This window comes from Natronorubrum sp. A-ect3, from assembly GCF_041821125.1.
In the GTDB taxonomy this organism is placed as follows: Archaea; Halobacteriota; Halobacteria; order Halobacteriales; family Natrialbaceae; genus Natronorubrum; species Natronorubrum bangense.
In genome coordinates, this window is record NZ_JBGUBB010000002.1 from 760,413 (window position 1) to 783,717 (window position 23,305).

At 63.0% G+C, this 23,305-nt stretch carries 27 protein-coding genes; 16 read left to right on the forward strand and 11 right to left on the reverse strand.

The annotated features are described in order from the left end of the window. Positions 1–126 precede the first annotated feature (126 nt). From lrpA1 to ACERJA_RS10455, 4 genes are all read left to right on the forward strand, one after another. The gene (gene lrpA1 / locus ACERJA_RS10440) at positions 127–555 is read left to right on the forward strand and encodes an HTH-type transcriptional regulator LrpA1 (RefSeq protein ID WP_373608126.1); all 429 of its coding nucleotides are present in this window, start codon (positions 127–129) and stop codon (positions 553–555) included. A 92-nt stretch (positions 556–647) separates the two neighbouring features. Then, on the forward strand, positions 648–1,145 hold the full coding sequence (locus ACERJA_RS10445) for an SRPBCC family protein (RefSeq protein ID WP_373608127.1): 498 nt from the start codon (positions 648–650) through the stop codon (positions 1,143–1,145). Positions 1,146–1,295: 150 nt separating this feature from the next. Next, complete coding sequence (locus ACERJA_RS10450; protein ID WP_373608128.1) at positions 1,296–1,898, forward strand: nitrous oxide reductase accessory protein NosL; 603 nt, start codon at positions 1,296–1,298, stop codon at positions 1,896–1,898. Between the two features lie 86 nt (positions 1,899–1,984). Next, positions 1,985–2,887 carry a DMT family transporter gene (locus ACERJA_RS10455; RefSeq protein ID WP_373608129.1) on the forward strand — a complete coding sequence of 301 codons (903 nt, stop codon included), beginning with the start codon at positions 1,985–1,987 and terminating at the stop codon, positions 2,885–2,887. A 95-nt stretch (positions 2,888–2,982) separates the two neighbouring features. Here ACERJA_RS10455 and ACERJA_RS10460 read toward each other — a convergent pair whose 3' ends face one another. After that, entirely contained in the window at positions 2,983–3,207 is a 225-nt protein-coding gene (locus ACERJA_RS10460; RefSeq protein ID WP_373608130.1) for a MarR family transcriptional regulator, read from the reverse strand. A 226-nt stretch (positions 3,208–3,433) separates the two neighbouring features. Here ACERJA_RS10460 and ACERJA_RS10465 point away from each other — a divergent pair, with 226 nt between their 5' ends. Next, positions 3,434–3,997 carry a TlpA family protein disulfide reductase gene (locus tag ACERJA_RS10465; RefSeq protein WP_373608131.1) on the forward strand — a complete coding sequence of 188 codons (564 nt, stop codon included), beginning with the start codon at positions 3,434–3,436 and terminating at the stop codon, positions 3,995–3,997. Here ACERJA_RS10465 and ACERJA_RS10470 read toward each other — a convergent pair. Beyond that, complete coding sequence (locus ACERJA_RS10470; RefSeq protein ID WP_373608132.1) at positions 3,986–4,621, reverse strand: class I SAM-dependent methyltransferase; 636 nt, start codon at positions 4,619–4,621, stop codon at positions 3,986–3,988. The genes ACERJA_RS10465 and ACERJA_RS10470 overlap by 12 nt on opposite strands. A 210-nt stretch (positions 4,622–4,831) precedes the next feature. Here ACERJA_RS10470 and ACERJA_RS10475 point away from each other — a divergent pair, with 210 nt between their 5' ends. Beyond that, positions 4,832–5,482: a TlpA disulfide reductase family protein gene (locus ACERJA_RS10475; RefSeq protein WP_049889600.1), complete on the forward strand. Its 651-nt coding sequence runs from the start codon at positions 4,832–4,834 to the stop codon at positions 5,480–5,482. A gap of 23 nt (positions 5,483–5,505) precedes the next feature. Here ACERJA_RS10475 and ACERJA_RS10480 read toward each other — a convergent pair whose 3' ends face one another. Continuing rightward, positions 5,506–7,992, reverse strand: a complete 2,487-nt coding sequence (locus ACERJA_RS10480; protein ID WP_373608133.1) for a DNA topoisomerase I — start codon at positions 7,990–7,992, stop codon at positions 5,506–5,508. Positions 7,993–8,282: 290 nt separating this feature from the next. On the opposite strand from ACERJA_RS10480, the gene ACERJA_RS10485 reads away from it, so the two are divergent. After that, a complete protein-coding gene (locus ACERJA_RS10485) occupies positions 8,283–9,746 on the forward strand; it encodes an MATE family efflux transporter (protein WP_373608478.1) in 1,464 nt (487 codons plus the stop codon). On the opposite strand, the gene ACERJA_RS10490 is transcribed toward ACERJA_RS10485, so the two are convergent. Further along, complete coding sequence (locus ACERJA_RS10490; RefSeq protein ID WP_373608134.1) at positions 9,747–11,306, reverse strand: flippase; 1,560 nt, start codon at positions 11,304–11,306, stop codon at positions 9,747–9,749. Between the two features lie 121 nt (positions 11,307–11,427). After that, a complete protein-coding gene (locus ACERJA_RS10495) occupies positions 11,428–11,817 on the reverse strand; it encodes an FxLYD domain-containing protein (protein ID WP_373608136.1) in 390 nt (129 codons plus the stop codon). A gap of 156 nt (positions 11,818–11,973) precedes the next feature. On the opposite strand from ACERJA_RS10495, the gene ACERJA_RS10500 reads away from it, so the two are divergent. The 3 genes from ACERJA_RS10500 to ACERJA_RS10510 all read left to right on the forward strand — a co-directional run bounded on the left by ACERJA_RS10500 (position 11,974) and on the right by ACERJA_RS10510 (position 14,177). Then, the gene (locus ACERJA_RS10500) at positions 11,974–12,903 is read left to right on the forward strand and encodes a sulfide-dependent adenosine diphosphate thiazole synthase (RefSeq protein ID WP_006064425.1); all 930 of its coding nucleotides are present in this window, start codon (positions 11,974–11,976) and stop codon (positions 12,901–12,903) included. A gap of 6 nt (positions 12,904–12,909) precedes the next feature. After that, the gene (locus ACERJA_RS10505) at positions 12,910–13,677 is read left to right on the forward strand and encodes a DUF6775 family putative metallopeptidase (RefSeq protein ID WP_373608138.1); all 768 of its coding nucleotides are present in this window, start codon (positions 12,910–12,912) and stop codon (positions 13,675–13,677) included. A 77-nt stretch (positions 13,678–13,754) separates the two neighbouring features. Then, positions 13,755–14,177 carry an acyl-CoA thioesterase gene (locus ACERJA_RS10510; RefSeq protein ID WP_373608139.1) on the forward strand — a complete coding sequence of 141 codons (423 nt, stop codon included), beginning with the start codon at positions 13,755–13,757 and terminating at the stop codon, positions 14,175–14,177. 14 nt (positions 14,178–14,191) lie between these two features. Here ACERJA_RS10510 and ACERJA_RS10515 read toward each other — a convergent pair whose 3' ends face one another. The 5 genes from ACERJA_RS10515 to ACERJA_RS10535 all read right to left on the reverse strand — a co-directional run bounded on the left by ACERJA_RS10515 (position 14,192) and on the right by ACERJA_RS10535 (position 18,064). Further along, complete coding sequence (locus ACERJA_RS10515) at positions 14,192–14,911, reverse strand: class I SAM-dependent methyltransferase (protein ID WP_373608140.1); 720 nt, start codon at positions 14,909–14,911, stop codon at positions 14,192–14,194. 1 nt (position 14,912) lies between these two features. Beyond that, positions 14,913–15,821: a thiamine-phosphate synthase family protein gene (locus ACERJA_RS10520; RefSeq protein WP_373608142.1), complete on the reverse strand. Its 909-nt coding sequence runs from the start codon at positions 15,819–15,821 to the stop codon at positions 14,913–14,915. A gap of 287 nt (positions 15,822–16,108) precedes the next feature. Then, complete coding sequence (gene dcd, locus ACERJA_RS10525; RefSeq protein ID WP_373608143.1) at positions 16,109–16,711, reverse strand: dCTP deaminase; 603 nt, start codon at positions 16,709–16,711, stop codon at positions 16,109–16,111. Positions 16,712–16,755: 44 nt separating this feature from the next. Further along, complete coding sequence (locus ACERJA_RS10530) at positions 16,756–17,352, reverse strand: thioredoxin domain-containing protein (protein ID WP_373608144.1); 597 nt, start codon at positions 17,350–17,352, stop codon at positions 16,756–16,758. A 148-nt stretch (positions 17,353–17,500) separates the two neighbouring features. Next, positions 17,501–18,064, reverse strand: coding sequence for a hypothetical protein (locus ACERJA_RS10535; protein ID WP_373608145.1), 564 nt, complete (start codon positions 18,062–18,064; stop codon positions 17,501–17,503). Between the two features lie 91 nt (positions 18,065–18,155). Here ACERJA_RS10535 and pth2 point away from each other — a divergent pair, with 91 nt between their 5' ends. The 4 genes from pth2 to ACERJA_RS10555 all read left to right on the forward strand — a co-directional run bounded on the left by pth2 (position 18,156) and on the right by ACERJA_RS10555 (position 20,753). Then, on the forward strand, positions 18,156–18,494 hold the full coding sequence (pth2, locus tag ACERJA_RS10540; RefSeq protein WP_006064430.1) for a peptidyl-tRNA hydrolase Pth2: 339 nt from the start codon (positions 18,156–18,158) through the stop codon (positions 18,492–18,494). A gap of 110 nt (positions 18,495–18,604) precedes the next feature. After that, complete coding sequence (locus ACERJA_RS10545) at positions 18,605–18,862, forward strand: hypothetical protein (protein ID WP_373608146.1); 258 nt, start codon at positions 18,605–18,607, stop codon at positions 18,860–18,862. Positions 18,863–18,961: 99 nt separating this feature from the next. Further along, positions 18,962–20,311 carry a tRNA pseudouridine(13) synthase TruD gene (truD, locus tag ACERJA_RS10550; protein WP_373608147.1) on the forward strand — a complete coding sequence of 450 codons (1,350 nt, stop codon included), beginning with the start codon at positions 18,962–18,964 and terminating at the stop codon, positions 20,309–20,311. Positions 20,312–20,441: 130 nt separating this feature from the next. Next, a complete protein-coding gene (locus ACERJA_RS10555) occupies positions 20,442–20,753 on the forward strand; it encodes a hypothetical protein (RefSeq protein ID WP_373608148.1) in 312 nt (103 codons plus the stop codon). 106 nt (positions 20,754–20,859) lie between these two features. Here the strand turns inward: ACERJA_RS10555 and ACERJA_RS10560 are convergent, their stop codons facing one another. Next, positions 20,860–21,381: a hypothetical protein gene (locus ACERJA_RS10560; protein ID WP_373608149.1), complete on the reverse strand. Its 522-nt coding sequence runs from the start codon at positions 21,379–21,381 to the stop codon at positions 20,860–20,862. A gap of 258 nt (positions 21,382–21,639) precedes the next feature. Between ACERJA_RS10560 and surE the strand changes: the two genes are divergently transcribed. Beyond that, a complete protein-coding gene (gene surE / locus ACERJA_RS10565) occupies positions 21,640–22,479 on the forward strand; it encodes a 5'/3'-nucleotidase SurE (RefSeq protein ID WP_136350871.1) in 840 nt (279 codons plus the stop codon). 60 nt (positions 22,480–22,539) lie between these two features. Next, on the forward strand, positions 22,540–23,292 hold the full coding sequence (locus ACERJA_RS10570) for a DUF2103 domain-containing protein (protein WP_373608150.1): 753 nt from the start codon (positions 22,540–22,542) through the stop codon (positions 23,290–23,292). Positions 23,293–23,305 lie beyond the last annotated feature (13 nt).

A 23,305-nucleotide genomic window follows, 5' to 3' on the forward strand; every position in this document is an offset into this window, starting at 1 on the left:
CTCGCAAGCGCGAACTCGAGCAGATGCACAGACCGCTTGATCCCGGCGTATCCCGGCGCTTCCGTCGGGTTACCGGTCGTTTTCGTATACAAAAGATATTTTTCCGTCCGAGCAAAAGAGAGTAGCATGAGTACACAGGCGACAGAAGATCGCATCCTCGAGGTGCTCGAGGAGGATGCCCAGGCGTCTTACGCCGAGATCGCCGATCGGGCGAATGTCTCGAAACCAACAGTTCGAAAGTATATCAATCAACTCGAAGATGAAGGCGTTATCGTGGGCTACTCGGCGGATATCGATCCGAAAAAGCTCTCGAGCAAGACGATCGCGCTGGTCGGCTTCGACGTCGCAAGCGAACGCTACGTCGAGGCGACGAAAACGCTCAGAGCGCTCGATGAGGTCGAAGCGCTGTACAGTTCCAGCGGCGATCACATGTTGATGGCAGAGGTTCGCGCCGAAGACGGCGACGAGCTGGGCGAGATCATCTCGGAGACGCTGCTCGAGATCGAGGGAATCACGGCCGCGCATCCCTCGTTCTTACAGGAGCGGCTGAAGTGAGCCCGATCGAAAAGCGTTGATCGCGAAACGGCTGGATTCTGAGACCGTGTATGGCAGTCCCGTTTTGACGCCAGCCGCCGTAACGATGGGTAATGGCAACGTACGAACGCCGGACAACAGTCGATGCGCCGCTCGAAGACGTCTGGCAGTTTCACTCGCGGATCAGTGGCCTCGAGGCATTGACGCCGGATTGGATGGGGTTGCGCGTCGAGTCGGTGATCGGCCCTGACGGAACACTGGATCCGGATCTGCTCGAGGAGGGAGCCGAAATCTCGCTCTCGATGCGGCCGTTTGGCGTCGGTCCACGCCAGTACTGGACATCGCTGATCACGGAGCGCGAGCGAGCCGACGGGAGTGCGTTCTTTCGCGATGAGATGGTTCACGGCCCGTTCGACCACTGGGAGCACACACACTCGTTTTACGCCGACGGCGATCAGACGCTCCTTCAGGATCGCGTCGAGTACGAACTGCCACGTGGCGGGCTCGAGGGAGTCACCTGTGTCGGCGACGGGATTACAGCGGCCTCGAAGCTCGGCTTCGAAACCATGTTCCGGACGCGCCATCGGATGACGAAAGCGCGCCTCGAGTAGCCGATACTGCCGGCCAACACGATTCATGCACTGTTCGCGTCTCACGGCTTGTTGCCTTTGGCGACGACTGGGCGCGTTCGGCCGTTCACTGACTGCTGTCTGGCAGTATGAACCACGTTCGTTTTGCCGATCGCGCCAGTACGAATAGCTATGGCGAAACTCGATGGACGACCCATCGGACGGCGGGGCCTCCTTGGCACGCTTGTGGCAGGCACAGCAGCCGGTGTTGCGGGCTGTCTGAACGGGGATAGTGACGATGGCGATGACCATGTCGACGGCGAAACCGCTGACATCTCCTATGACCCAAACATTGACGAGCACCCGGGCGACGATCCGATCGAGTTCGAGTCGTCCCACAGCTGTGCCATCTGTAACATGGCGACGACCGACTACCCTCGGTGGCAGAGCCAGCTCGCACACGAAGACGGGACAGGCGCTGTCTTCGATACACCGGGGTGTCTATTTGCCTACCTCGTCGCAACGTCGTCTGACTCGTCGGTCGCTGGGGCGTGGGCCACGGAACACGAGACGACAGAACTCGTCGACGCGACCGATGCACACTTCGTCCTCGTCACTGACGCGGACGCGGCCGACGATCCCATGGAGATCAACCCGCGCGTGTTCGCTGACCACGACGACGCCGTCGCCTACCTCGAGGAGTGGGATGCAGAGGACCTGACCGAAGACGACATCGTCGGCCTCGAGGACGTCGACCTCGAGATCGCGTCGATCTATCGCGGCAACCGGCTCTGAGGCGGGCCGTCGGGTGGTTGTTGCTGAACTCGTCTCACAGAGGCCTTTCGCAAGGGGTTTGAGTCGCTCCATCGTGTGCTGGTGACGTGTACGCGTCCGATCTCGAGGTAACGCCGGCTGTCGCCCTTGCCGGTGCGGTGTTTGCGGCGAGTACCAGCGCGATCTTGGTTCGCTGGAGCACTGCCCCGAGTTCGGTCGCGGCCTTCTACCGAGTGCTGTTTACGACGGCGATCGTCGCCCCTGTCGCGTTGCTATGGTATCGTGAGGAGTTTGCCCGCCTCTCGCGGCGTGATCTCGGCGTTGCAGTCGTGGCCGGTGTCGCGCTGGCGATTCATTTTGCCTCGTGGTTCGAAAGTCTCAATCATACGAGCGTCGCGGCGAGTGTGACCATCGTCCAGTCCCAACCCATCTTCGTCGCACTTGGAGCCGGCCTCGTCCTCGGCGAACGGATCAGCCGCGAGACCGTGGTGGGGATCACCGTCGCGATCGGCGGCGCAGCCGCGATGTCGCTCGGTGATGCCGGTCAGGCACCCATCTCCGATGCAACCCTGTACGGGAACGCGCTGGCCCTGCTCGGCGCGATCACCGTCGCGGGCTACGTGCTTGCCGGCCGGTCGATTCGCCAGCGTGTTTCGCTGTTTCCCTACGTGACTGTCGTCTACACCGCCTGTGCGCTGACGCTGTTCGTCCTCGTCGGCACGCAGGGCCACGCGTACGTCGCCTACCCGGCTCGTGAGTGGCTGCTCTTTCTCGGGATGGCGATCGGCCCCGGCGTTTTCGGCCACACCGTCGTCAACTGGGTGTTGAAACACCTCGAGTCGGTCGTGGTCAGCGTCGCCTGGCTGGGCGAACCCGTTGGCGCGACGCTACTCGCGCTCGTCTTGCTCGCGGAGGTACCAGACACAGTGACGGTGGTCGGTGGATTGGTCGTCCTCACGGGCATCTACGTAACGACGATCGAGCGAGAACGACGCAGGCCGACAGATTGATACGGTCTGCTGTACCGATGTACCGCCACACACCAGCGGCGGGTCGGTGATCGGAGGACGTGACGACAGCAGTCCGTATGATCCGACGACTGGTGTCAGGAGCCGCTACCCGAGCGCGTCGAGAGATGTGCTTTGCCGGCCGCAGTGATCGCGTACACGCCGCTCGAAACCTGGCGAACGTAGCCGTCCGCGTGCAGTTCGCGACACGCCGTTCGCACCGTCAGTGGATGAACTCCGAGCGCTGCCGCCAGCGATGAGGTGTCGACTGGCCCACGCTCATCGAGGATGGACAGGAGTTTTTGGCTCGAGCACGAGCACATCGTGGGAGCAAATAACACGATAACAGTTGGCGTAATGCTTTCGGTGGAGACGACTCCGAAACCGTGGCGTCGTGACTCTGCAATACGACACCGTACTGTCCAGTAAGGATCCGTTCTTTACCACGCAACATGTACAAACTGATATGAAAACCCGTGAGTCGACACTGCATAGGCGACTATGTTGCGTGTGCACAGGAAACATACTACGGCAGCCGTTCGATGGGCTATGAGACGGCGTGAACTCCTCGCTGCGACAGCGGGCATATCGGTGCTGGCGGGCTGTCTCGACGATGGATCGGAGCCCGCTGACCAGCTGGACGACACCGACGAGAGCGACCCACCGTTCGAGATCCGGACCGTCGATGCGCCCGGAAGCGAGGCAGGGACAGTCCAGATCCCACAGGCGGGACGGGTCATGCTGCTCAACTTCACCCGAACGCGCTGTCCGACCAGCGAGGGGTTGTTGTCGGCTGTCGGGGATGCAAGAGATGACCTCCGAAGAGCCGACGTCGACGTTATCTCTGTCACCGACGGGAGCGCTGGCCCCCAACCGTCACCGGCGGAACTGGCCGATTGGTGGCGCGAACACGACGGAAGTTGGACGATCGGAATCGACGAAGACGGGTTGCTCAACGACTATTACGAGATCCGTGGCTTTCCAGTCGTCATGGCTATCGATGGCGCTGGCGAGGTTCACTGGCGCAACGACGGCCCGACGGCAGCAAACAACATGGTATCCGGCGTCCGGACGGCACTCGAGGCACAGGAGACAGAACGGCTACTGCTGTGACGATGGCGACAGCTCACGCCCCGTGAGCTTCGGATACGACTGTGCACCACCGCTTGAGTTCCGTGCTACGAGCGTCGCGACCGCAGCGGTTCCGCCGATAACTGGCCGTCGTCGCTCTTCGTAGGAGAGAATCGTCAGGTCGAGACACGCCCGAAGGAGGTCGTTCGATCGGTACCGATACCGATCACTCGAGGGGCCGACCTCGAGGGGGTCGCTCGATCGCAGATGGTGTTCGTAAACGAGCACACCGCCCGGTGTAAGCGCCTCCTTGAGCGCCGGCAGATGCTCGAGTGCAGCGAAGAAACTCACCGTAATCACGTCATACTCGCCGACGGGCCAGTCGAACTCGTCCAGGTCCGCTCGCATCCAGTCCACCTCGACACCGCGCTCATCGGCACGGCGTCGTGCCTGCTCGAGGGCAACGTCTGAGATGTCGATCGCGTCGACGTCGTAGCCATGCTCGGCGAGAAAGAGCGCGTTTCGCCCGTTGCCAGTCGCGACATCCAGCGCACGGCCATCTGGCAGGGTCGGGAGTCGTCGCTTGAGTTCCGGGATCGGGTCGTCGGGGAGTTCGAAGTCGACACCGCTGTACTTCTCGTTCCATCGGTCGCGGTCGTCGGCCATAGCGGTATGCACGGGCGAGACCTATTTGATCATTGGCACCTCGAGACGCGCTCCCAACATCGTCCTCTGTGGTTCAGACGTCGCATTCGTTCGTCCATTCCACGAATGAACCAGTGAACCCTTTGGCGTTGAGGACGTCTCTCTCTGTATGCAACGTCTCTCGCCACACTGGCCTGAAACAGGCTGTCGATGGGCAGCGGTGGTGATCCGATGAACCGGCGTGAACTCATCGCCGGAATCGGCAGTCTTGGCGTTCTCGGCGGTGCCGGTGCCGTCCTCTGGAACGGGCTCCCGTCGTTCGGGGACAACAGCCCGGGGTCAGCCGACGACGAGAGCACTGGCGACCCACTCGAGGTCGAAACGATCGATGCGCAGGGAAGTGAGGCGGGCTCGATCACTGTCCCAGACGACTCGGTTATGGCCATTATGTTCTTCTCGACTGGCTGTGGCAGCTGTCAGACGCAGATGCAAGAACTCGGCCCGGCTCGCGAGGAGCTCGCCGACCAGTATGGCGATGCCGTCCGGGTCATGTCGGTCACCTACCAGACGCCCGAAACGAAACCCGAAGACGAACTCCGCGAGTGGTGGACTACCCACGACGGGGACTGGCACATCGGCTACGACTCGGGACTTGCCACTTCGTACAACGTCGTTGGCTTTCCCGTGACGATCGTCGTCGATACGAACGGCGAAAAACAGTGGGAGGAAAACGGCGTCCAGAGCGCCGATCAGATCGTCGGGGCCGTCGAATCCGTCCTCGAGGCGGAGGCGGAAGCCGAAGCTGAGGCGGCTGACGAAGACCCGGACACCGACTCTGACGAGACGGGTGACGGGACTGCAGCCACGATTACGAGCGCGTAGGAACGCCCTCGAACGGAGCCGACTCAGGCTTTTGCCTGCCAGGTTCGGATTCGATCGGCGCTGACGCCGTCGACGTCGTCGGCGACGGCGTCGGGATCAGCCTCGCTCAGATCGTCGATACTCTCGATGCCTGCGTTCGCGAGCTTTTCGACCGTTTTGGCACCGACTCCATCGAGTGCCTCGAGATCGGAGCCAGTCTCGCTCTCACGGGCCTGGAACTCCTGGTAGTTACAGATCGGACAGCCCAGCTCCCATGGTTCGTCGCCGCTGTGGATGACGAGCTCCGGGAGTCCGTGTTCTTCGCAGTGGTCGTCTGTGACCTCGATATCGCCGCGTCGGGGCAGCGGTAGCGAGTACTCACAGTCGGGATACCGTGTACAGCCGACGAGACGCGAGCCACTCTGGAGAGTCTTGATGGCGAGTTCCCCACCGTGCTCGTCACCACAGTCGGGACAGTCGCCCAGAATCGGCCCTTCGCCGGCATCTTCGGCTTTACAGAGCGGACAGCCGTGAACGAACGTCTGGCGACCGGCGAGCATCTTGATCTCGTTTAGCCCATGCTCCTCACACTCGCGTTCCATGATCAGTGGCTTACCAGTCGACGGCAGCGGCAGCGTGTACTCACAGTCTGGGTAGCCATCACAGCCGATGAAATGCGAGCCGTGGCGGCTCCGCCGGACGAGCAGGTCCTCGCCACACTCCGGGCAGGGACCCAGTCGCTTGTCGTCTTTGAGCGACTTGCGAAGATGGTCGCCGATATCTTCCCGTGACTCCGCGAGATTCGCGAAGATCTCTTCTAACATCTCGCGGGACTCGTCGGTGACGTCGTCCAGCGTCGCTTCGCCCTGTGCGATGGCATCCATATCCCGCTCGAGTTGGGCGGTCATCCCTTCGCTGACGACCCGGTCGGCGTACTCCTCTGCGGCCTCGACGACGGCCATCGCGAGCCGAGTCGGCCGTGGTGGATCGCTTTCGACGTAGCCGCGGTCGTACAGCTTTTCGAGAATGTCGTGGCGGGTCGACTTCGTGCCCACGCCGAGGTCTTCCATCGTCTCGATGAGCCGCGACTGGCCATATCTGCGGGGTGGCTGGGTCTCTTTTTGCTCGAGTTCGACGCCAGAAAGCGACAGCTCTTCGCCCTCGTCGACGTCGGGCACGAAGTTCTCCGTGGTGCTGAAGTAGGGATAGACGTCGTGATAGCCCGGTTCGACGAGGCGCTTGCCGTTTGCCTTGAGTCGGTCGTCGTCGACCTCGGCGACGACCTTGAGGTGTTCCCAGACGGCTGCGTCGGCGACCGTCGCGAAAAAGCGCCGGACGACGAGTTCGAAAATCTCCCACTCGTCATCTGAGACATCGCCTCGAGTTGGAATCTCGCCGGTCGGATGGATCGGTGGGTGGTCGGTCGTCTCCTCGTCGCCCTCAGTGGGGACGATCTCGTCGGCCTCAAGCAACGACTCGGCTGACTCGCCGAGCGTCGAGTGGCCGACGAAGTCATCAAGCAACTCCTCGGGCTCGAGATCGTCGGGGTAGACGGTGTTGTCTGTTCGGGGATAGGTAACATACCCTGCCGTGTAGAGCTCCTCGGCGATCGACATCGCCCGTTTTGCTGTGTAGCCGATCGAACTCGCCGCGCGGATGAACTGGGTCGTGTTGAACGGCGTCGGTGGCGTGTCGGTTCGTGTTCGGCGGGTAACGTCGACGACCGTCGCGCTGTCGTGACTCGAGAGCGTTTCGTAGACCTCGTCGGCGACGGCTTCCTCCCAGACGCGTTCCGCTTCGTTGTCGTCCTCGTCGCGATAGAAGTACTGGGCTTCGAAGGCGTCGGTGTCGTCGTCTTTCTCGAGGTCGGCAAACAGCTCCCAGTAGGATTCGGGATCGAACGCCTCGATTTCGCGTTCGCGGTCGACGATCAGCTTGAGCGTCGGCGACTGAACCCGGCCGACCGAGATGAAGTCGTTGCCGAGCTGGCCGGCAGATAGCGAGAGAAAACGGGTGAGCGACGCGCCCCAAATGAGGTCGATAATCTGACGAGCCTCGCCCGCGGCCGCCAGATCGAAATCGAGTTCGTCTGGTTCATCGAATGCGCTTTGAACCTCGTTTTCCGTAATCGAGGAGAACCGAACGCGCTGGATCGGGACGTCCTCGTTGACGTCGCGGACGATTTCATAGGCCTCCTTGCCGATGAGTTCACCCTCACGGTCGTAGTCCGTCGCGATCGTGACCCGTGTGGCCTTTCGTGAGAGAATTCGCAGCGTCGCGACGATGTTCTCTTTCGTCGCCGTCTTCTCGACGTCCGCGTCGATGAGTTCGGCGGGTTCGACGTCTCGCCAGTCGGAGTACTCCGACGGGAAGTCGACGCCGACGACGTGGCCCGACAGCCCCACACAGCGCTTGCCACCCCACTCGTAGACGTTGACGCCGTTCTCACGGCTCGAGTCGTACGTGCCGCCGCTCAAAATGTCGGCGATCCGCCGTGCGGCGTTGTCTTTCTCCGTAATAATCAGTTCCACGGCGGCTCACCTCCGATATCGGTCGGTCCCCTCGGCTGTGGGCGAGTAGTCTGCATCGTCGGCGGCTACGGCTGAAGTTCTGATAACGCTTTCGCCAAAACCCGCCGACAGCGCAGGTATGCGCGTACTCGAGCGGTCGCGCGTGTGCGAGATGGTGTGGCTGGTGGCTAGCTGTGAGAGTCGCGGTGCCGGCAACGGGCCCGGGGAGCCAAGCGCTTTTCACGGAACCGGGACTCACTCGTAGCAGACACACCGTGGGAGAGACGGAGACGGACCGCAAGCGCGTCGATATGACCACGGGGGCGATCCCCCCGAAACTGCTGGCGCTGGCCTGGCCGCTGGTTCTGGGCAACCTCCTCCAGACGTTCTACAACCTCGCCGATATGTTCTGGGTCGGTCGCGTGAGCAGCGAGGCCGTCGCTGCCGTCTCCCTGATGTTTCCCCTCTCGTGGATGTTCGTCTCGACGGCGATCGGCATCACCGCCGCGACGATCGCCTTAGTCTCCCAGTACGTCGGCTCCGATGACGACCGGCTTGCCGACAAAGTCGTCGGCCAGACGATCTTGCTTACGGTTGCCGTCTCGACGGTCCTTGCGGCGCTCGGGCTCGCCGTTCGGCGGCCGCTGCTCACCCTCATCGGCGCGCGCGATCAGGTGTTCGTCGAGGCGCTTGCCTACATCGAGGTGATCTTCCTCGCGCTGCCGCTTACCTTCCTGTTCTTTGCGTTTCGCTCGTCGCTGCAAGGCGCTGGCGACACGAAAACGGCGATGTGGCTCGTGGTCGTCTCGGCAGGTATCAACGTCGTTCTCGATCCCTTTTTCATCCTCGGCTGGGGGCCGTTCCCCGAGATGGGGACCCGCGGTGCCGCCGTCGCGACGTTCATTGCTCGTGGCGTCGCCACCGTTGCCGGCGTCTACATCCTGCTCGACGGCCGGTTCGGTGTTCGGCTGCGCCTCGAGGACCTCACGCCTGATCCGACAATCCTCCGGCGGTTGGTCGACATCGGTACGCCCTCGACGATCGACGGCTGGGCGCGCAGTTTCGCATCGGTTGCGATGGCCGGCTTCGTTGCCCGGTTCGGTGCAGCACCCACAGCGGCGTACGGGATCGGTGTGCGGCTGATGTCGGTCACGTGGGCCGTCTCGGGTGCCGTCGGAAACGCGACGGCGACCGGCGTTGGCCAAAACCTCGGCGCGAAGACACCCGACCGTGCCGCTGCTGTCACGCGAACGGCGACCGCGGGGACGATGGTCCTGATCGGTGCCGTCGTCGTCGTGCTCCTTGCGTTCCCCGCACAGGCAATACGAATCTTCGTCGACGACCCCGACGTGATCGCCGAAGGCGTCGTCTTCCTGCGAATTATGGCTCCCTTCTGGGCGCTGTTTGCCGGCGTGATGGTCATTCAGGGGGCGTTCCGCGGCGCTGGCAACACGAAAGAGGCGATGGTCCTCTCCTTTCTCTCGCGGTGGGTCTTCCGGGTTCCCGTCGCGCTCGTGCTCGCTTTCGCCTGGAGCGTGACGATACCCGTTCTCGGCCTCGAGATCGCCGCTCTCGACTGGGGAGTCAACGGGATCTGGTGGGCCTACGCGTTCGGAATGGCTGCTTCCTTCATCGTCGCCGTCGGCTGGTTCCGGCTGGGGACGTGGACCGAGAGCGTCATCGACGACGACGCGGAGTCGGACGCCAGTTCGTCATCTCACCCTCGAGGCGAGCAGGCGGTGGACGACGGCGACGTGGAATCGATCAATGACTGATCAGCGACCCGGAAGCCACTTTTGCAGCGTCGGGCTGAACTCCGCGGCCATCTGGGCATCGGCGTCGGTAAAAGCATCCGTCGCGATCAGCGTCAGCAGATAGGTGCCGACGACGACGACTGGGAGCACCCCGGCTGTGATCGTGTCTGACTCGAAGAGATAGACGACGGGCACGCCGGCGATGGTCGCGGGAACGCCGGCACCGACGATTTTGGCGAAATCCCGCGTGAAGGGGTGAATGCCGTCGAGATAGTAGATTTCGACGAGGGTCAGGCCGCCAACGAGAAAGAGCGCCGTCGCTGACCCGACCGCGGCCCCTTCGATGCCGATGATCGGGACGAGCGCGAGCGAGACGAGAAAGTTCGCGCCGAAGAGGACGAGTGTGTTGGCGAAGACGATCCGCGAGTAGCCCAACCCCTGGAGCAGTGAGCCGTCGGGGCCGCCGAAGGTGACATTAAACAGGAAGGCCCCCGCGAGCAGGATGACGACGGTGCTCGCTTCGGCGTACTGGGGCGTGTAGAGGACGGCGAGATACGAACTCGCACCGAGCGAGAGGAAAATCGCAATTGGGAGTGTGATCGCGGCGATCCAGCGAGCCATGATTCGGAAGCGCTGTTCGACGAGGTCGATATCGTCTCTGGTTTCGGCGATCAACGGCTTGAACACGGGCGACAGCGAGTTGAAGATGATCATCAATCCCGAGCCGAGCATGTAGCCGACGCGGTAGATCCCGACGTTATCTGACTCGAGGAAGTAGCCAAGGACGAAGTAGTCGACGTGGCCCATCAGCACGAAGACGACGCTGGTCATCGCCAACGGGAGCGAGTACGTGACCAGTGGCCCTGGCGCGACGAGTTCGATCTCGGCCGACAACAGGTTCCATGCCTTGTAGGTGAAGACGGCTGCGCCGACCGTGATCGCGACGAACAGGCCGACGACGTAGCCGCCGATCAGTCCGAGCAGTCCGAAGCCGGCAAGCAAGAGCCCCGCAGTGACGACAAATCGGACGATGGGCCGAACCAGATCGCGCATCAGCACCCGGTACTGGAGTTTCTTGATGCTGTAGTAGGAGGTCAACAGGACGTTGTAGATCGCAAGCATCGGAATCGTGACCGAGAGGAACAACAGCGCGACCCGCATCGATGGCTCCTGAAAGAGTTCGCTGATCGACGCCGCGCTGAACGCGAGTGCAAACGCAACCAGCGACGACGTGACCAGCACGGTCGCCGTCACCTGAACGATCACGCCCTTTGCCTTCCCGCGTTCGTCGTCGGCCAAATACTGCGGCACGAAGTAGTCGATCGCCAGCGGCAAGCCGAGGTTCGCAAACACCTGCAGAAACAGAATCACGGACGTCGCCAGCACGAACAGGCCATACACCGAGGGGCTGACGAACCGGGTCATTAACATGACGATCGCAAACCCCAACACCCCTTTGACAACGTTCCCGGCGAACGTGATGCTTCCCTGCTTTGCGAGCGTTGACACCCCTTCGTCGTGGTCTGGGTCGGCGTCCGAGTCGTGTGGCCCGTGAGCAGAACCAGCGTCTGGATCGATCATCGCAGCTCGTGTCTCCGTATGCCTGCCCGGTCGTTCACGTCAGTCAACGGCGTCACCTGCTTACACAGATTCACCCACCCACGCGACTGATTCCATCGAGTCGAGACGATGCTCGGTGCCATCAGACCCCCGTTGCTGGCTCGAGTTCGTACGTCGAGACGTCGGCTGCGTCCTCGCCGAAGCGAGGGAACTCGACGTCGAATGCCCACTGCTCTCTCGAGTCGTCTTCGACGGTGGCGCTCTCGATGACGGTCTCGAGTTCCTCGCCGTCCGCGTCGAAAAACGTGGCCCGAATCTCGATATACGAAAGTGTCCGATCACCAACGTTCCTGACGGCACCCCAGACGACCACCCGCTCGTCTTCAGTGCCGGGGTTTTCACGCACGAGATCGTCCCAGACAATCTCGACGTCGCCAGGTTCGGTGATCTCCTCGCCGTTATCCTCGAGGAAGTCGAGACAGCCAGAGACCGGAACGAGGACGGCACACGCGAGAAACGCACGACGATGCATCTGGCTACTGTAGACGAGGGCGAGTCTTCAGCGTTCGGGTCGTCGCGACTCTGACTTCGTCTGTCGTCTCGCCGTGCCAGCCGATCGCCAAGGTAGGTTCATGTCAGCCTATCGCCTCGACAGACTTTTCACTACCCAGTCGTACCACCTAGTTGTATGAGCGAGTTTGAACAGTTCAGTCAGGTCGGTGAAGCAGATGTTACGCGTGCAATTGGACAGGAGTGGACCGAGGAGTTCATGGACTTCTCGGACTCGGACGTCATCATCGTCGGCGGCGGCCCGTCCGGGCTCACGGCCGCCAAAGAACTCTCAGAACGTGGCGTGAAGACGATGGTCGTCGAGAAGAACAACTATCTCGGCGGCGGGTTCTGGCTCGGTGGGTTCCTGATGAACAAAGTCACGGTTCGCGATCCCGCCCAGAAGGTCTTGGACGAACTCGAGGTGAGCTACAAACAGTCCCAGGACAGTGAAGGACTGTACGTCGCCAACGGCCCCGAGGCCTGTTCCGGGCTGATCAAGGCCGCCTGTGATGCGGGCGCGAAGATGCAGAACATGACCGAATTCACGGATATCGTTATCCGGGAGAACCACCGCGTCGGTGGCATCGTCATGAACTGGACGCCAGTCCACGCCCTGCCCCGCGAAATCACGTGTGTCGATCCGATCGCCGTCGAAGCGGATCTGGTGATCGACGCGACGGGCCACGACGCGATGGCCGTGAAGAAACTCGACGAACGCGGTGTCCTCGACGCACCGGGTATCGCCGACGCCGAAGCGAACGCGACAGGGATGGACCAGACAGGCGACGACAGCTACGGCGCACCCGGCCACGACTCGCCCGGCCACGACTCGATGTGGGTCGGCAAAAGCGAGGACGCCGTCGTCGAACACACCGGGCTCGTCCACGAGGGCCTGATCGCGACCGGGATGGCCACCGCGACGACCTACGGGCTGCCGCGGATGGGGCCGACGTTCGGTGCCATGCTCGTCTCCGGGAAACGTGCGGCACAGGTTGCGCTGGACGAACTCGAGGTCGACGCCGACCCAGTCGAACTGACCTCGCGTGCAGCGCCCGCTGACGACTGACGAACAATGGTCGACAGCGTCGTCCTGTATCGTGCTCCCTCGACCGTCGTCGACGTCGACGAGCTCGGCGCATGGCTCGAGGCCCGGATCGATGCCGAAGTCGTGGTTCGAGACCGGTTTCTCGACGTCCATCGCACTGACGACCTCGCCGAGCGATTCGCCGAGGCACGCGTCACCTCGCCGTACGACCGCGAGACGGGCAACACGATGCTCGGGACGATTCGCTACGAGGAGCGCGCCCTCGAGCAACCCGAGCGTGAGGGCGGGGTGCTCTACGACGGCATCCAGATGCAGCGAGCGCTCAACGCCGCCCTCCCTGCCGACGAGCGCGGTCTCGAGACGCTGCACGTCCCAATCCTCGACCGAGCGATTGGCACGTGGGGCGACCACGACGGGCGCTGGCACAAGCGCGTGAACGTTCTCGGTCAGCCCGCGCTCGTCTCGGTGCCAGGGCTGTACGAAGCGCCTGCCAAGCCCGAGGCCTACTACAAAGAAAAGCAGCGCCACGCCCTGCTGTCGGGCGACGCGCCGCCGCGGGAAGTACTCGAGAATCAGGTCGAGGGCGACTTTCTCGTCGAGAACGATCCTCGGTCGACGGACGCGCTGAAAGGCTACGTGTTACAGCCCGCCCACTACCTCGAGACCGGCGAGGCGTTTTGTGACCGAGAGGAGTGTCGTTTGTTCAACGCCCACTACCACGAGGATCTCATCGAGGCCCAGTTGCGCGACCCGCCGTTCTGTGCGGCCCACGCGCGCCTGTACGGTGACTCGTGAGGGTGGCGGTCTGAACGCAGCCGTTCGAAATCGAAACCGGTGCCCTCTTTTTCCCGACTCGTGTGTGACAACACACAATGAGTGAACCGTTTACCGTCGACGTTCCCGTCCGGTTCCGAGACCTCGACCCCCTGAATCACGTCAATCACGCCGTCTACGCGAGCTACCTCGAGACCGCTCGCGTCGACTACTTAGCGGACGTGGTCGGGATGTCCGGCGACGACCTCTCGTTTGTCGTCGCAAATCTCGAGATCGGGTACAAACGGCCGATCGTCGCCGGTGACGACCCCACGGTCGCGCTCTGGGTGTCCAGACTCGGCGACTCGAGTTGCACGATGGAGTACGAGATCCGCGTCGACGGCGACGTCGTCGCGACGGCCGAGACGACGATGGTTCATATCGATTCCGAGACGAAACAGCCGTCGACGATTCCCAGCGAGGTTCGAGAGCCGGTGCTCGAGTACGAGGACATAGCGGAACAGCCGTCGACACAGTCCTGAAGGTCGGCCGTCGATTACGACGCCTCGAGTCGGCCACCAGTCAACCGAACGACCCCAAAGACGTGTGTCTCGTCGGCGACAGCCACAGACCGCTCGCGGAGGCGGGCGTGTGCCGTGTCGATCTTTTTGTCGAGTCGCAGATGTGGCTCGTTCTCGTAGCGCAGTTTCGTCGTCGGCGGCGTCGAGAGCACGACGATCGCTCGAAAAACGGCGTTGACCGGCGGCGCGTACCACGCCTCGCTGCGGGCGGCGTTGGCGAGGACGACGTGGCCCTCGGGGCCGACGAGTTCACACCAGTCGTCGACCGCACCCGCGGGGTCGGCGAGCATCCCGACGACGAACGTCGCGAGAACGGCGTCGACAGACGCCTCGTCGTCGATACCCTCCAGTGGCGGCCGCGTGGCGTCACCTCGGACGACGTGGACGTTGTCGTACTCGCTCGTCAGCGCGCGAGCTCGCGTAAGAACTGGCCCCGTAAAATCGATCCCGATAACGGTTCCCTCGGGGCCGACCTGCTCGCGCAAATAGGGCAGGTTCGCGCCCGTCCCACACCCCATCTCGACGACGGTGTCGCCGGACTCGAGTTGACAGGCAGCGGCCGCTCGCCGCCGCAGCGCCGGAATGCCGGGCGTTCGACGTGCGATGACGTCGTAGAGGCGCGCCCAGCGGCCGTAAAACGCCTGTGCATCCTCGGGCTCCATACGCGCCTCGAGTGTCGAGCGAAGCGAATCCATCTCAGATCAGCGAGCGAATCGTCTCCGCAACCGACTCCGCGTCCGGCCCCAGCACGTAAATCAGCGGCTCGATCCCCATCCCGCCGGTCTGGTAGAGCACGGTCGCGTCCGGTTCGTCTTCGATCGCCGCCCCGACGCTCGAGGCAACGTCGCCCTCCTCGTCGAACTCAGCGGTGACGTGGCCGCGTTCGGCCAGCGTATCGAGCAGTTCTGGATCGTACGTGACGTTGATCGCCGCCGCCGCAGCCGCGCCGTGGCGACGTGCAGCGAGCAACACTGTTGCGACGTGTTCGGAGACGCCGAACTCGGGATCTGCCGGCACCGTTGCCTGCCCTTTGACATCGAAGATCCGTCCCGGGACACCGGCGACGTCGTCGATATCGTCGACGTCATCTGCGTCGGGCGTACACGCGACCAGATTCGAGCCAACTGCCGGGATCAGCCTCGTAAAACCGCTCGCGTTCTCGAGACTGCGCAGGCCTCGCCGGAGCGAGGAGAGCACGCGCTCGCTGGTTCGCAACTCGCTGTCAGGGTCGTGGACGCGGAAACTCGAGCCGTAGTCGGCGAGTTCCGGAACGGCGTCTTCATGCAGCTGTGCTAAGAGGTCTCCGCCGGCCTCGAGGTCCCGAATCAGGACTTCGATCTCGATCAGTGCCTGCACGGGGGTGATGTCGCCGTCTGCGAGTCCGTCGGCGAGTTCGGCAACGAGGGCTTTGACGCGCTCGTCGGCGGCGATGCGATCGTTCGTGGTAACGTCGCCGTGAGCGTACTTCGAGACGGCGCTCTGGCTGATTCCGAGCATCCCGGCGACCTCACTCTGGGTCAGGCCACGCTCGCGGAGCGCACCGGCGAGCAACGACCGAACAGTCGGTAAGAACTCCTCGACGACGATCTCTTCGACGAATTGCATCTGTTTGGTGTCGGTATGACCGCCCACCGGATAACTGTGGCCCTCGTCGCTGAGCGCCGTTCTCGGCGCGTGCTGTTCGAGGGTGTTCGACACGGACAACTCATCGGCCTCAACTCTGAGGCCGTGATACGAACGTCTGCGTTCCGTGGCGGGAAAACGCCCCGAGCGCACGAACGGAGACGGGTTTATGCCGTCCTCGAGCCTGTTCGAGTTGCTGATTCGCAGTACGCATACCGGCTGTACGTCAGCGACGGTACTAATCCGTTCGCGCTGACAGTGACCAGCGCTTACTCGTTTCGCTCGAGTTGGTCGCCGCCGAACTCGTCGTCGCTCTGGATACGTGAGGCCTGCGGGCCGTCCTGGTCCTGATACTTCGAGCCGCGGTCGCTGCCGTAGGGGCGTTCGGCTTCGGTCTTCAGCTCGGTAAACGTTAGCTGAGAGATGCGCATGCCGGGCGTGAGCGCGACGGGTGCACTGCCGAGGTTCGAAAGCTCGAGGGTGATCTGGCCGCGATAACCGGGATCACAGAGGCCGGCTGTGGCGTGGACGACGATAGCGAGTCGACCAAGCGACGAGCGCCCTTCGACGTGGGCGATCAGATCCGCCGGGATCTCGACGCGTTCGTGGGTCGTCCCCAGCACGAAATCGCCGGGATGGAGAATGAAATCATCGCCGTCTTCGACGATCGTCTCGGTCACGTACTCGCCGACCTCGCGCTCGGAGGTGGGGTGGATACAGGGGATGTTCGTTCGCTGGAACTCGAGGAACTTCTGGCCAAGCCGGAGGTCGACGCTTGCGGGCTGAATCTGGAGTTCGGGATCGTCGAGGGGGTCGACGACGAGGTCGCCCTCCTCGAGCCGTCGCAGAATGTCTGCATCGGAGAGGATCATATCCGACGAGTCGAACGGTGGGTGTGTAAACCGTTCGATCCAGCTTACTCGAGTGCGGCGTCGATCTCGACCATCGGATTCGTCTCGGTGAGGTCGATCTGGTCACCGTCGACGAAGACGGCTGGTGTCCCCTCGACACCGTTGGAGCTGCCGTAGGATTTGTCGTCTTCGAGCAGCGATCGGTGGCTCTCCTCCTCGGCTGCCTCGCGGGCCGCGGCACCGTCGAGATCCAGGTCGTTAGCGACCGTTTCGACTGCATCGTAGGAGTACGAGCCTAGATAGTCGTAGATGTCTGCCGCAAACGCCCAGAACGCGTCGTTGCCCTCGGTCTCGTAGATCTCGCGTGCTGCACAGGGGATCGCCCACGACCAGGTATCATCGAGGAAGGGATAGTCCCGGTGTTCGTATCTGATCTGCCCGGTTTCGATATACGCGTCATTGATGTCCGGGAAAACCTCCTCTTTGAAGTGCCGACAGCTCGGACAGGAGAAATCCTCGTAGACGGTCACCGTCACGTCGGCGTCGGGATCGCCCAGGACGGGTGGCTCCGGTGGATCCTCACTACCGAGACAGCCCGCAACTCCGGCTCCGATGCTGACAGCCGCGGCCGTGCCGAGAACCGTCCGTCGCGTGAGTTTCATGTCGCTAGCTATCGATTCGGCGTAGAAATACGTACCGCCATCCACTCGGCGATCGTCCGGTCGATGACTGGTAGACTAGCACGTTGACAGCGTTACTGACAGTCACGACGTCTCTGCCTCGAGCGCGGTTCATCGCCGTCCGCTGGCGCTAAACGCCGAGGCTAACCACGAAGAGGCCGGCACAGAGGCCGGCCGTGAGCACTGCAACCGACGTCGCAGTCGATCGCGTGAGGCCGAATTCGTGGTGGAGCCCGACTCGCCAAATAGTGGCTGCCCACCCGCAGGCAAGCAGGATGAACACGATCGAGAGCACGTACTCGATCCCGGCTGGAACGAACAGCGGCTCGAGGTCCAACAGCACAGCGCCATACAGCAGCAGGATCCAGAGGACTCGGGCAGCCAGTGCCGGAACGAGCGCCCACGCCCCGAGAATCAGGCTGGATACCGGACTGTCGATTCCACTTGTCAGATAGCCAAGGACGTACAGAATCGTCGACGGAAGCAGCCAGTACAGCAGCGTCGTCCGGAGGCTACTGATGGCCAGCGACTGCAGTCCCACCGCGACGCCGAACTCGTCCAGCACCCGCGCCGGAAGACCGATCGCGACGAGCCCGGCCCAGAACGCGACCACGAGTACAACGGCTCGGCCCGGCGAGAACGCGTCGCCTCGAGCGAAGTACGTGTCAGGGGCGACGAGCGGGGTGCGTGCCATATTTCACACCAAACAAGGCAGTGGTAAAACACATTCGGCCCGCGCTGTCGCTTTCGCTGTGGCTATAGGGGACGACGTTCTCCGATTCGGTATGAAACAGGCCATCGTCGCTCGCACCGACATCGGCATGGGACAGGGAAAGCTCGCCGCACAGGTCGCACACGCGTCGCTGTCGGCCTACGAGAAAGCAGACAGCCAGCTTCAGAGCCAGTGGAAAAGCGGCGGCCAGAAGAAAGTCGTCCTGAAAGGTGAGAGTGAGCGGCAACTGCACGAACTCGCCGCAATCGCCGACAGCAACGGGATTCCACACGCCATCGTCAGAGATGCCGGCCACACCCAACTCGAGCCCGGCACTGTCACCACGCTGGCCGTCGGCCCGGCGGCTGACGACCGCGTCGACAGCGTCACCGGCGACCTGTCGCTGTTCTGAACAGCGCTGCCAGCGCTGTCGACCGATGCCGCCGGACGCCGACACTGTACTGTTTTCGTACTGTCACCACCAGTAGATACTTCTCGCCAAGACAACAAGTTACAGCCACAATGTCTGTGCTCTCAACAGAAGACGAAGGCAAGTTCCTGATGGATATCCGTGGCGAACAGATCGGGATCGTCACCGAAGTCGACCCGATCGAACAGATCGCCTACGTCGATCCCGAACCGACGCTCACGAACGCGTGGCTCCAGAGTCTCGGTCGTGGCGATGCCGGCGAAGACGACCTCGAGATCCCTGCTGAGAACATCGAGACGATCACCGACTCGGAGATTCGCGTCGACGCAGACCTCAGCAGCGACGCCTGAGTTCGGAGTGACTCGTTCGTGTAGAAGCGTTCTGACTCGAGGAGCGCCACTCTGAGAACGAACCGATTTATCCCCGGCAGCCAAAGCGCAGCCAAGCATATGCGCCCGGCACATCCCACAGAGCAGGCCGTCGGTATGGAGCACTACGTCAGCGACACCGACGGTATCGGTGGCCACCTTCGCGAGGACGACGAGCACTTCCGCGTGCGCGAACTCGAGCGGTTTTCGACCGAGCCGGTCGACGCGAGCCTCGACGCCTACCCGCATCTCGTCTTCCGGGTGACGCTGTCGGGATGGGACACCAACGATTTCGCGAGCCGACTGTCGGACGCACTCGGCATCTCTCGAGAGCGCGTCAACTGGGCCGGGACGAAAGACAAGTACGCAGTGACGACGCAGCTGTTTTCGGTGTACGGAGCCGAGCCTGCGGACCTCCCGGACGTCAACGGGGCCGAAATCGACGTGCTCGGCCGGGCCGGCCGCTCCCTCGAGTTCGGTGATCTGGCGGGCAACGCCTTCGAACTCGTCGTCAGCGATCCCGATCAGCCCGAAAACGTGGCCCCAATCACGGACGAACTCCACGCCTTCGGCGGCCTCGAGGACGCTGCCACCGAGGGCACCGTCGTCGGCGTCCCCAACTTCTTCGGCCAGCAGCGCTTTGGCAGCCGCCGGCCGGTCACGCACAAAGTCGGCCTCGAGATTGCTCGTGGCGACTGGGAGGGGGCGGTGATGGCGTATCTCGGCAACCCCACGGATGCAGAGCCCGAGGGAACCCAAGACGCCCGCGCGTTCGTGCACGAAACCCGCGACTGGCAGGAGGCCCTCGAGCGCTTCCCAAATCGCTTGCGCTACGAGCGCTCGATGCTCCACGGGATCACCGAATGCGACGGCGAGCCAGGTCCCGAAGACTTCCGCGCTGCCCTCGAGCGCGTCCCCTCGAATCTCCAGCGGCTGTTCGTCCACGCCGCCCAGTCGTATGCGTTCAACCTGATGCTCAGCGAGCGTCTCGAGCGCGGGCTGCCGTTCGACCGGCCCGTCGAAGGCGACGTCGCCTGTTTTGCCGACACCGACGCGCCCGACGGGCTCGAGTTACCCGACACGGACCGCCTCCAGCGCGTCGACGAGCGCCGCGTGCGATCCGTGACTCGCCACTGCGAGCGCGGCCGTGCGTTCGTCACCGCCCCGCTCGTGGGCACTGACACCGACCTCGCAGACGGCGAACAGGGCGAGATCGAACGTGCTGTCCTCGATGATCTCGGCCTCGAGCCCGCCGATTTCGACCTCCCCGGCGAGTTCTACTCGAGTGGCACCCGGCGGGCAATCCTCGTCCGGACACCGCTCAAGTACGAGACCGACCCGCTCACGCTCGAGTTTTCGCTGCCGAAGGGGTCGTACGCGACGGTCGTTCTGCGGGAGTACCTGAAGGTCGATCCGGTCGATCTGGGCTGATCGCTCGAGACGGAACGGACGGATGCACAGTATAATAGCCACTGCAAGTCAATGCACACCTGATCGCACGACGGCTGTGCGATCAGTGTGTAACTAGTTGCAGTTGTTACTATAACGCCGACAACAGATCATGATTGGAACGGATCAGGAGACCGACCTCGTCGACTGGCAGAAAACGGAGCGTGATGGGACGACGGTGTACGAACTCGAGTACAGCGCACCAGTCTCGGAACCGACAGGTCGGCCACGGACGCTGTTCGGGGCCACCAGCGGCGGCACGGTCCCAGCCGCCGAGCAGTCCGTGCAGTTGCCCGATGGTGAGCGGATTCCCGTGACCGACGTGACGTTCGAGGCCGAGGGAACCACGCTGTGGATTCGGCTCCAAGAGCCGTCACTGCTGGCCCGACTCCGGCGAGCGCTTCCGTGGTGGACTCGAGCGTGAGACGGTCTGCTGTCCCGATCACCAGCGCAGGATCGGTGATCGACGGTCACTGCCTCCAGCAGTCCGTATGAGCGGTTCCGCCGAACGGGGCCAGTCGACGGCGGATTCAGTTCAGCCCCGATCGGAGCACGGTACCGAAGCCGGCAGCCCCGATACAGAACGCAATGAGGCCGCCGATTCCCGTCAGCGTGAGCACGCCGTTGAGTCCCGCAGCGACGAGCAGGGGTTTCAGCCAGCTGTCTCCGCGGCCGATGAGTCGCTCAGCGATCGCGAGGTAGGCGATCACCGACCCAATCGCCCACAACAGGTACACGACGAGCAACAGCGGGAGGGCAACGAGGATTCCGATAATGGTGATGAAGAAGACGAACGCTATGATCAGCACGGCAACCAGCGCGATGATGCCGTACACGAACGAGCCGACGGGTTCGTCAAGCACGTCACCCATCATCCGCTCGGTGTACTCGGGGACGACCGCGATCATGATCGCGCCGACGATCAGCGTCGTGAGGAACGCGCCGACGGCACCCCCGGCGAGATTGTCGGCCGTTCCGATGCCGATATCGACACCAGGACCGGCCTGTGCGACGAGCAGTGCTGTCAGTGTGGACTGTGCGAGGACACTCATGAATACGAACAACTCACCGCAGGAAGTTAAACGACTACGTTGATGATCGCCCTCGAGAACCAGTCGACGCGGTCGTGCTCACGAAGCATCGGCTGCTCGTGGCCTCGAGGATATCGCATCCTGTTCGGCGTATAAATCGGTCGTCACCGAGAGATCGCGATACGGCTCCGTGGGACGAGACTCGCAGAGAGGAGTCGTCAGGAAACTAACAGTGTCGAATAGATACTCGTATCCAGCCCCGTCCCTAACACGGACTGTATGGACGAGCAGCCGGACATTCTCCTGACGAACGACGACGGGATCGACGCGCCGGGCATTCGCGCGCTGTATGATGCGCTCACCGAGGTCGGCTCAGTCACCGTTATCGCCCCGGATCGAAACCAGAGCGCCGTCGGCCGGTCGCTGTCATACGGTCGTACGAGCGACGAGGCGGACGATCCGGACGGGTTCACGCTCGATCTCGAGGAGAGTTCCTTTACCTCGCCAGTTCCCCACACCGACCACGAACTGGGCTACGCCGTCAACGGCACCCCCTGTGACTGTGCTATCGTCGGCGTCAACGCCCTCGAGTCGTCCCCTGATCTCGTCGTCTCGGGCTGTAACGCCGGGGCGAACCTCGGGGCCTACGTCTTCTCGCGGTCGGGGACCGTCAGTGCCGCGATGGAGGCCGCATTTCTCGGCACCCCGTCGATCGCGGTCTCGATGGACACACTCGGCATGGAAAGCGACCTCGAGCCCGCGGATTTCGAACACGCCGGCGAGATCGCTGCGACGCTGGCACGGGATACACACGAGACGGGCCTGTTCGATCGGATCGACTACCTGAACGTCAACGTTCCGCGGCCGGATCTGGAGGGCAACGGCGTCGCGTTGACGCGCCCGACCGAAATCTACGAAATGGACGCTACCTTCGAGGACGGCGGCTTCCAGTTGACCAACCGGCTCTGGCAGCAGATGGCCAACCGGGACATCCCCGATCCCGAGGACACCGACCGCCACGCACTGCTCGAGGGCCAGGTCTCGGTGTCACCGATGCGAGTCCCCTACGATGTCGTCGAAACCGATGCCGTGCAGACCATCCTCGAACGGGTGCTCTGACAGTCGTCTCGAGACGATCGAAAACACGTCAATTTTACACGCCCCGCACGAACTGGCAGTATGGAGTGTCGCCACTGTGCCTCGCCGCTCGAGAAACCCGGCGACTACTGTCTGGTCTGTCGGGAGCGAAACACCGACGCGGTCGTTCTCGAGGCGGGGCGCGAGCGGGCGACGATGACGATGCTCGCGGGCGACGATGACGACGATCCGACGACGGCCACGCTCGACGATCCGGTGCTTGGTGAGACGACGATCACGACGACGCCCGAAGACGGCGAGAACGAGATCGTCGAACTGCGAAACTTCGCGGGCCGAATCGGTGACGAAATCCGGCGTAAACGACCCGAAGAGGTGTATGCGGGCGGCGAGCGGGACGTTATCCGGGCCGTCCGTGAGGATATCCACTTTCCGTGCTATCGCGTCGACGACGCAGCGCCCGTCGAGGCGGTCCTCGAGCGCCGTGGCAATCGCGCCCTCGACGTCGTCCAGACGCCGCCAGCCGAAAAGATCGGCGGCAGCCACACCACCCTCATCGGCGGTCGCACGGGGATGCGGGCGATCCACACCGTCGCGGACCACCCCCACGTCAAGAAGGTCATTCCAGGGCCGATCGACGCCGGTGGGAAGGGGTCCCAATCAGGGCTTCGAGCGAAGGTAACCCGCGCCGACGACGGCGGCAACGTTCGCATGCTCTTGCGAGACGGCTCGAGCGTGCAGGAAAACCGCGTCGTGACGACCGCCCGCGACCGGGAGATGGGCGAGATGATTCGGGACGATTTGAACGAGGTCCTGACCGACGCTGAGTTTCAGTAGTTGACGGCCGTCT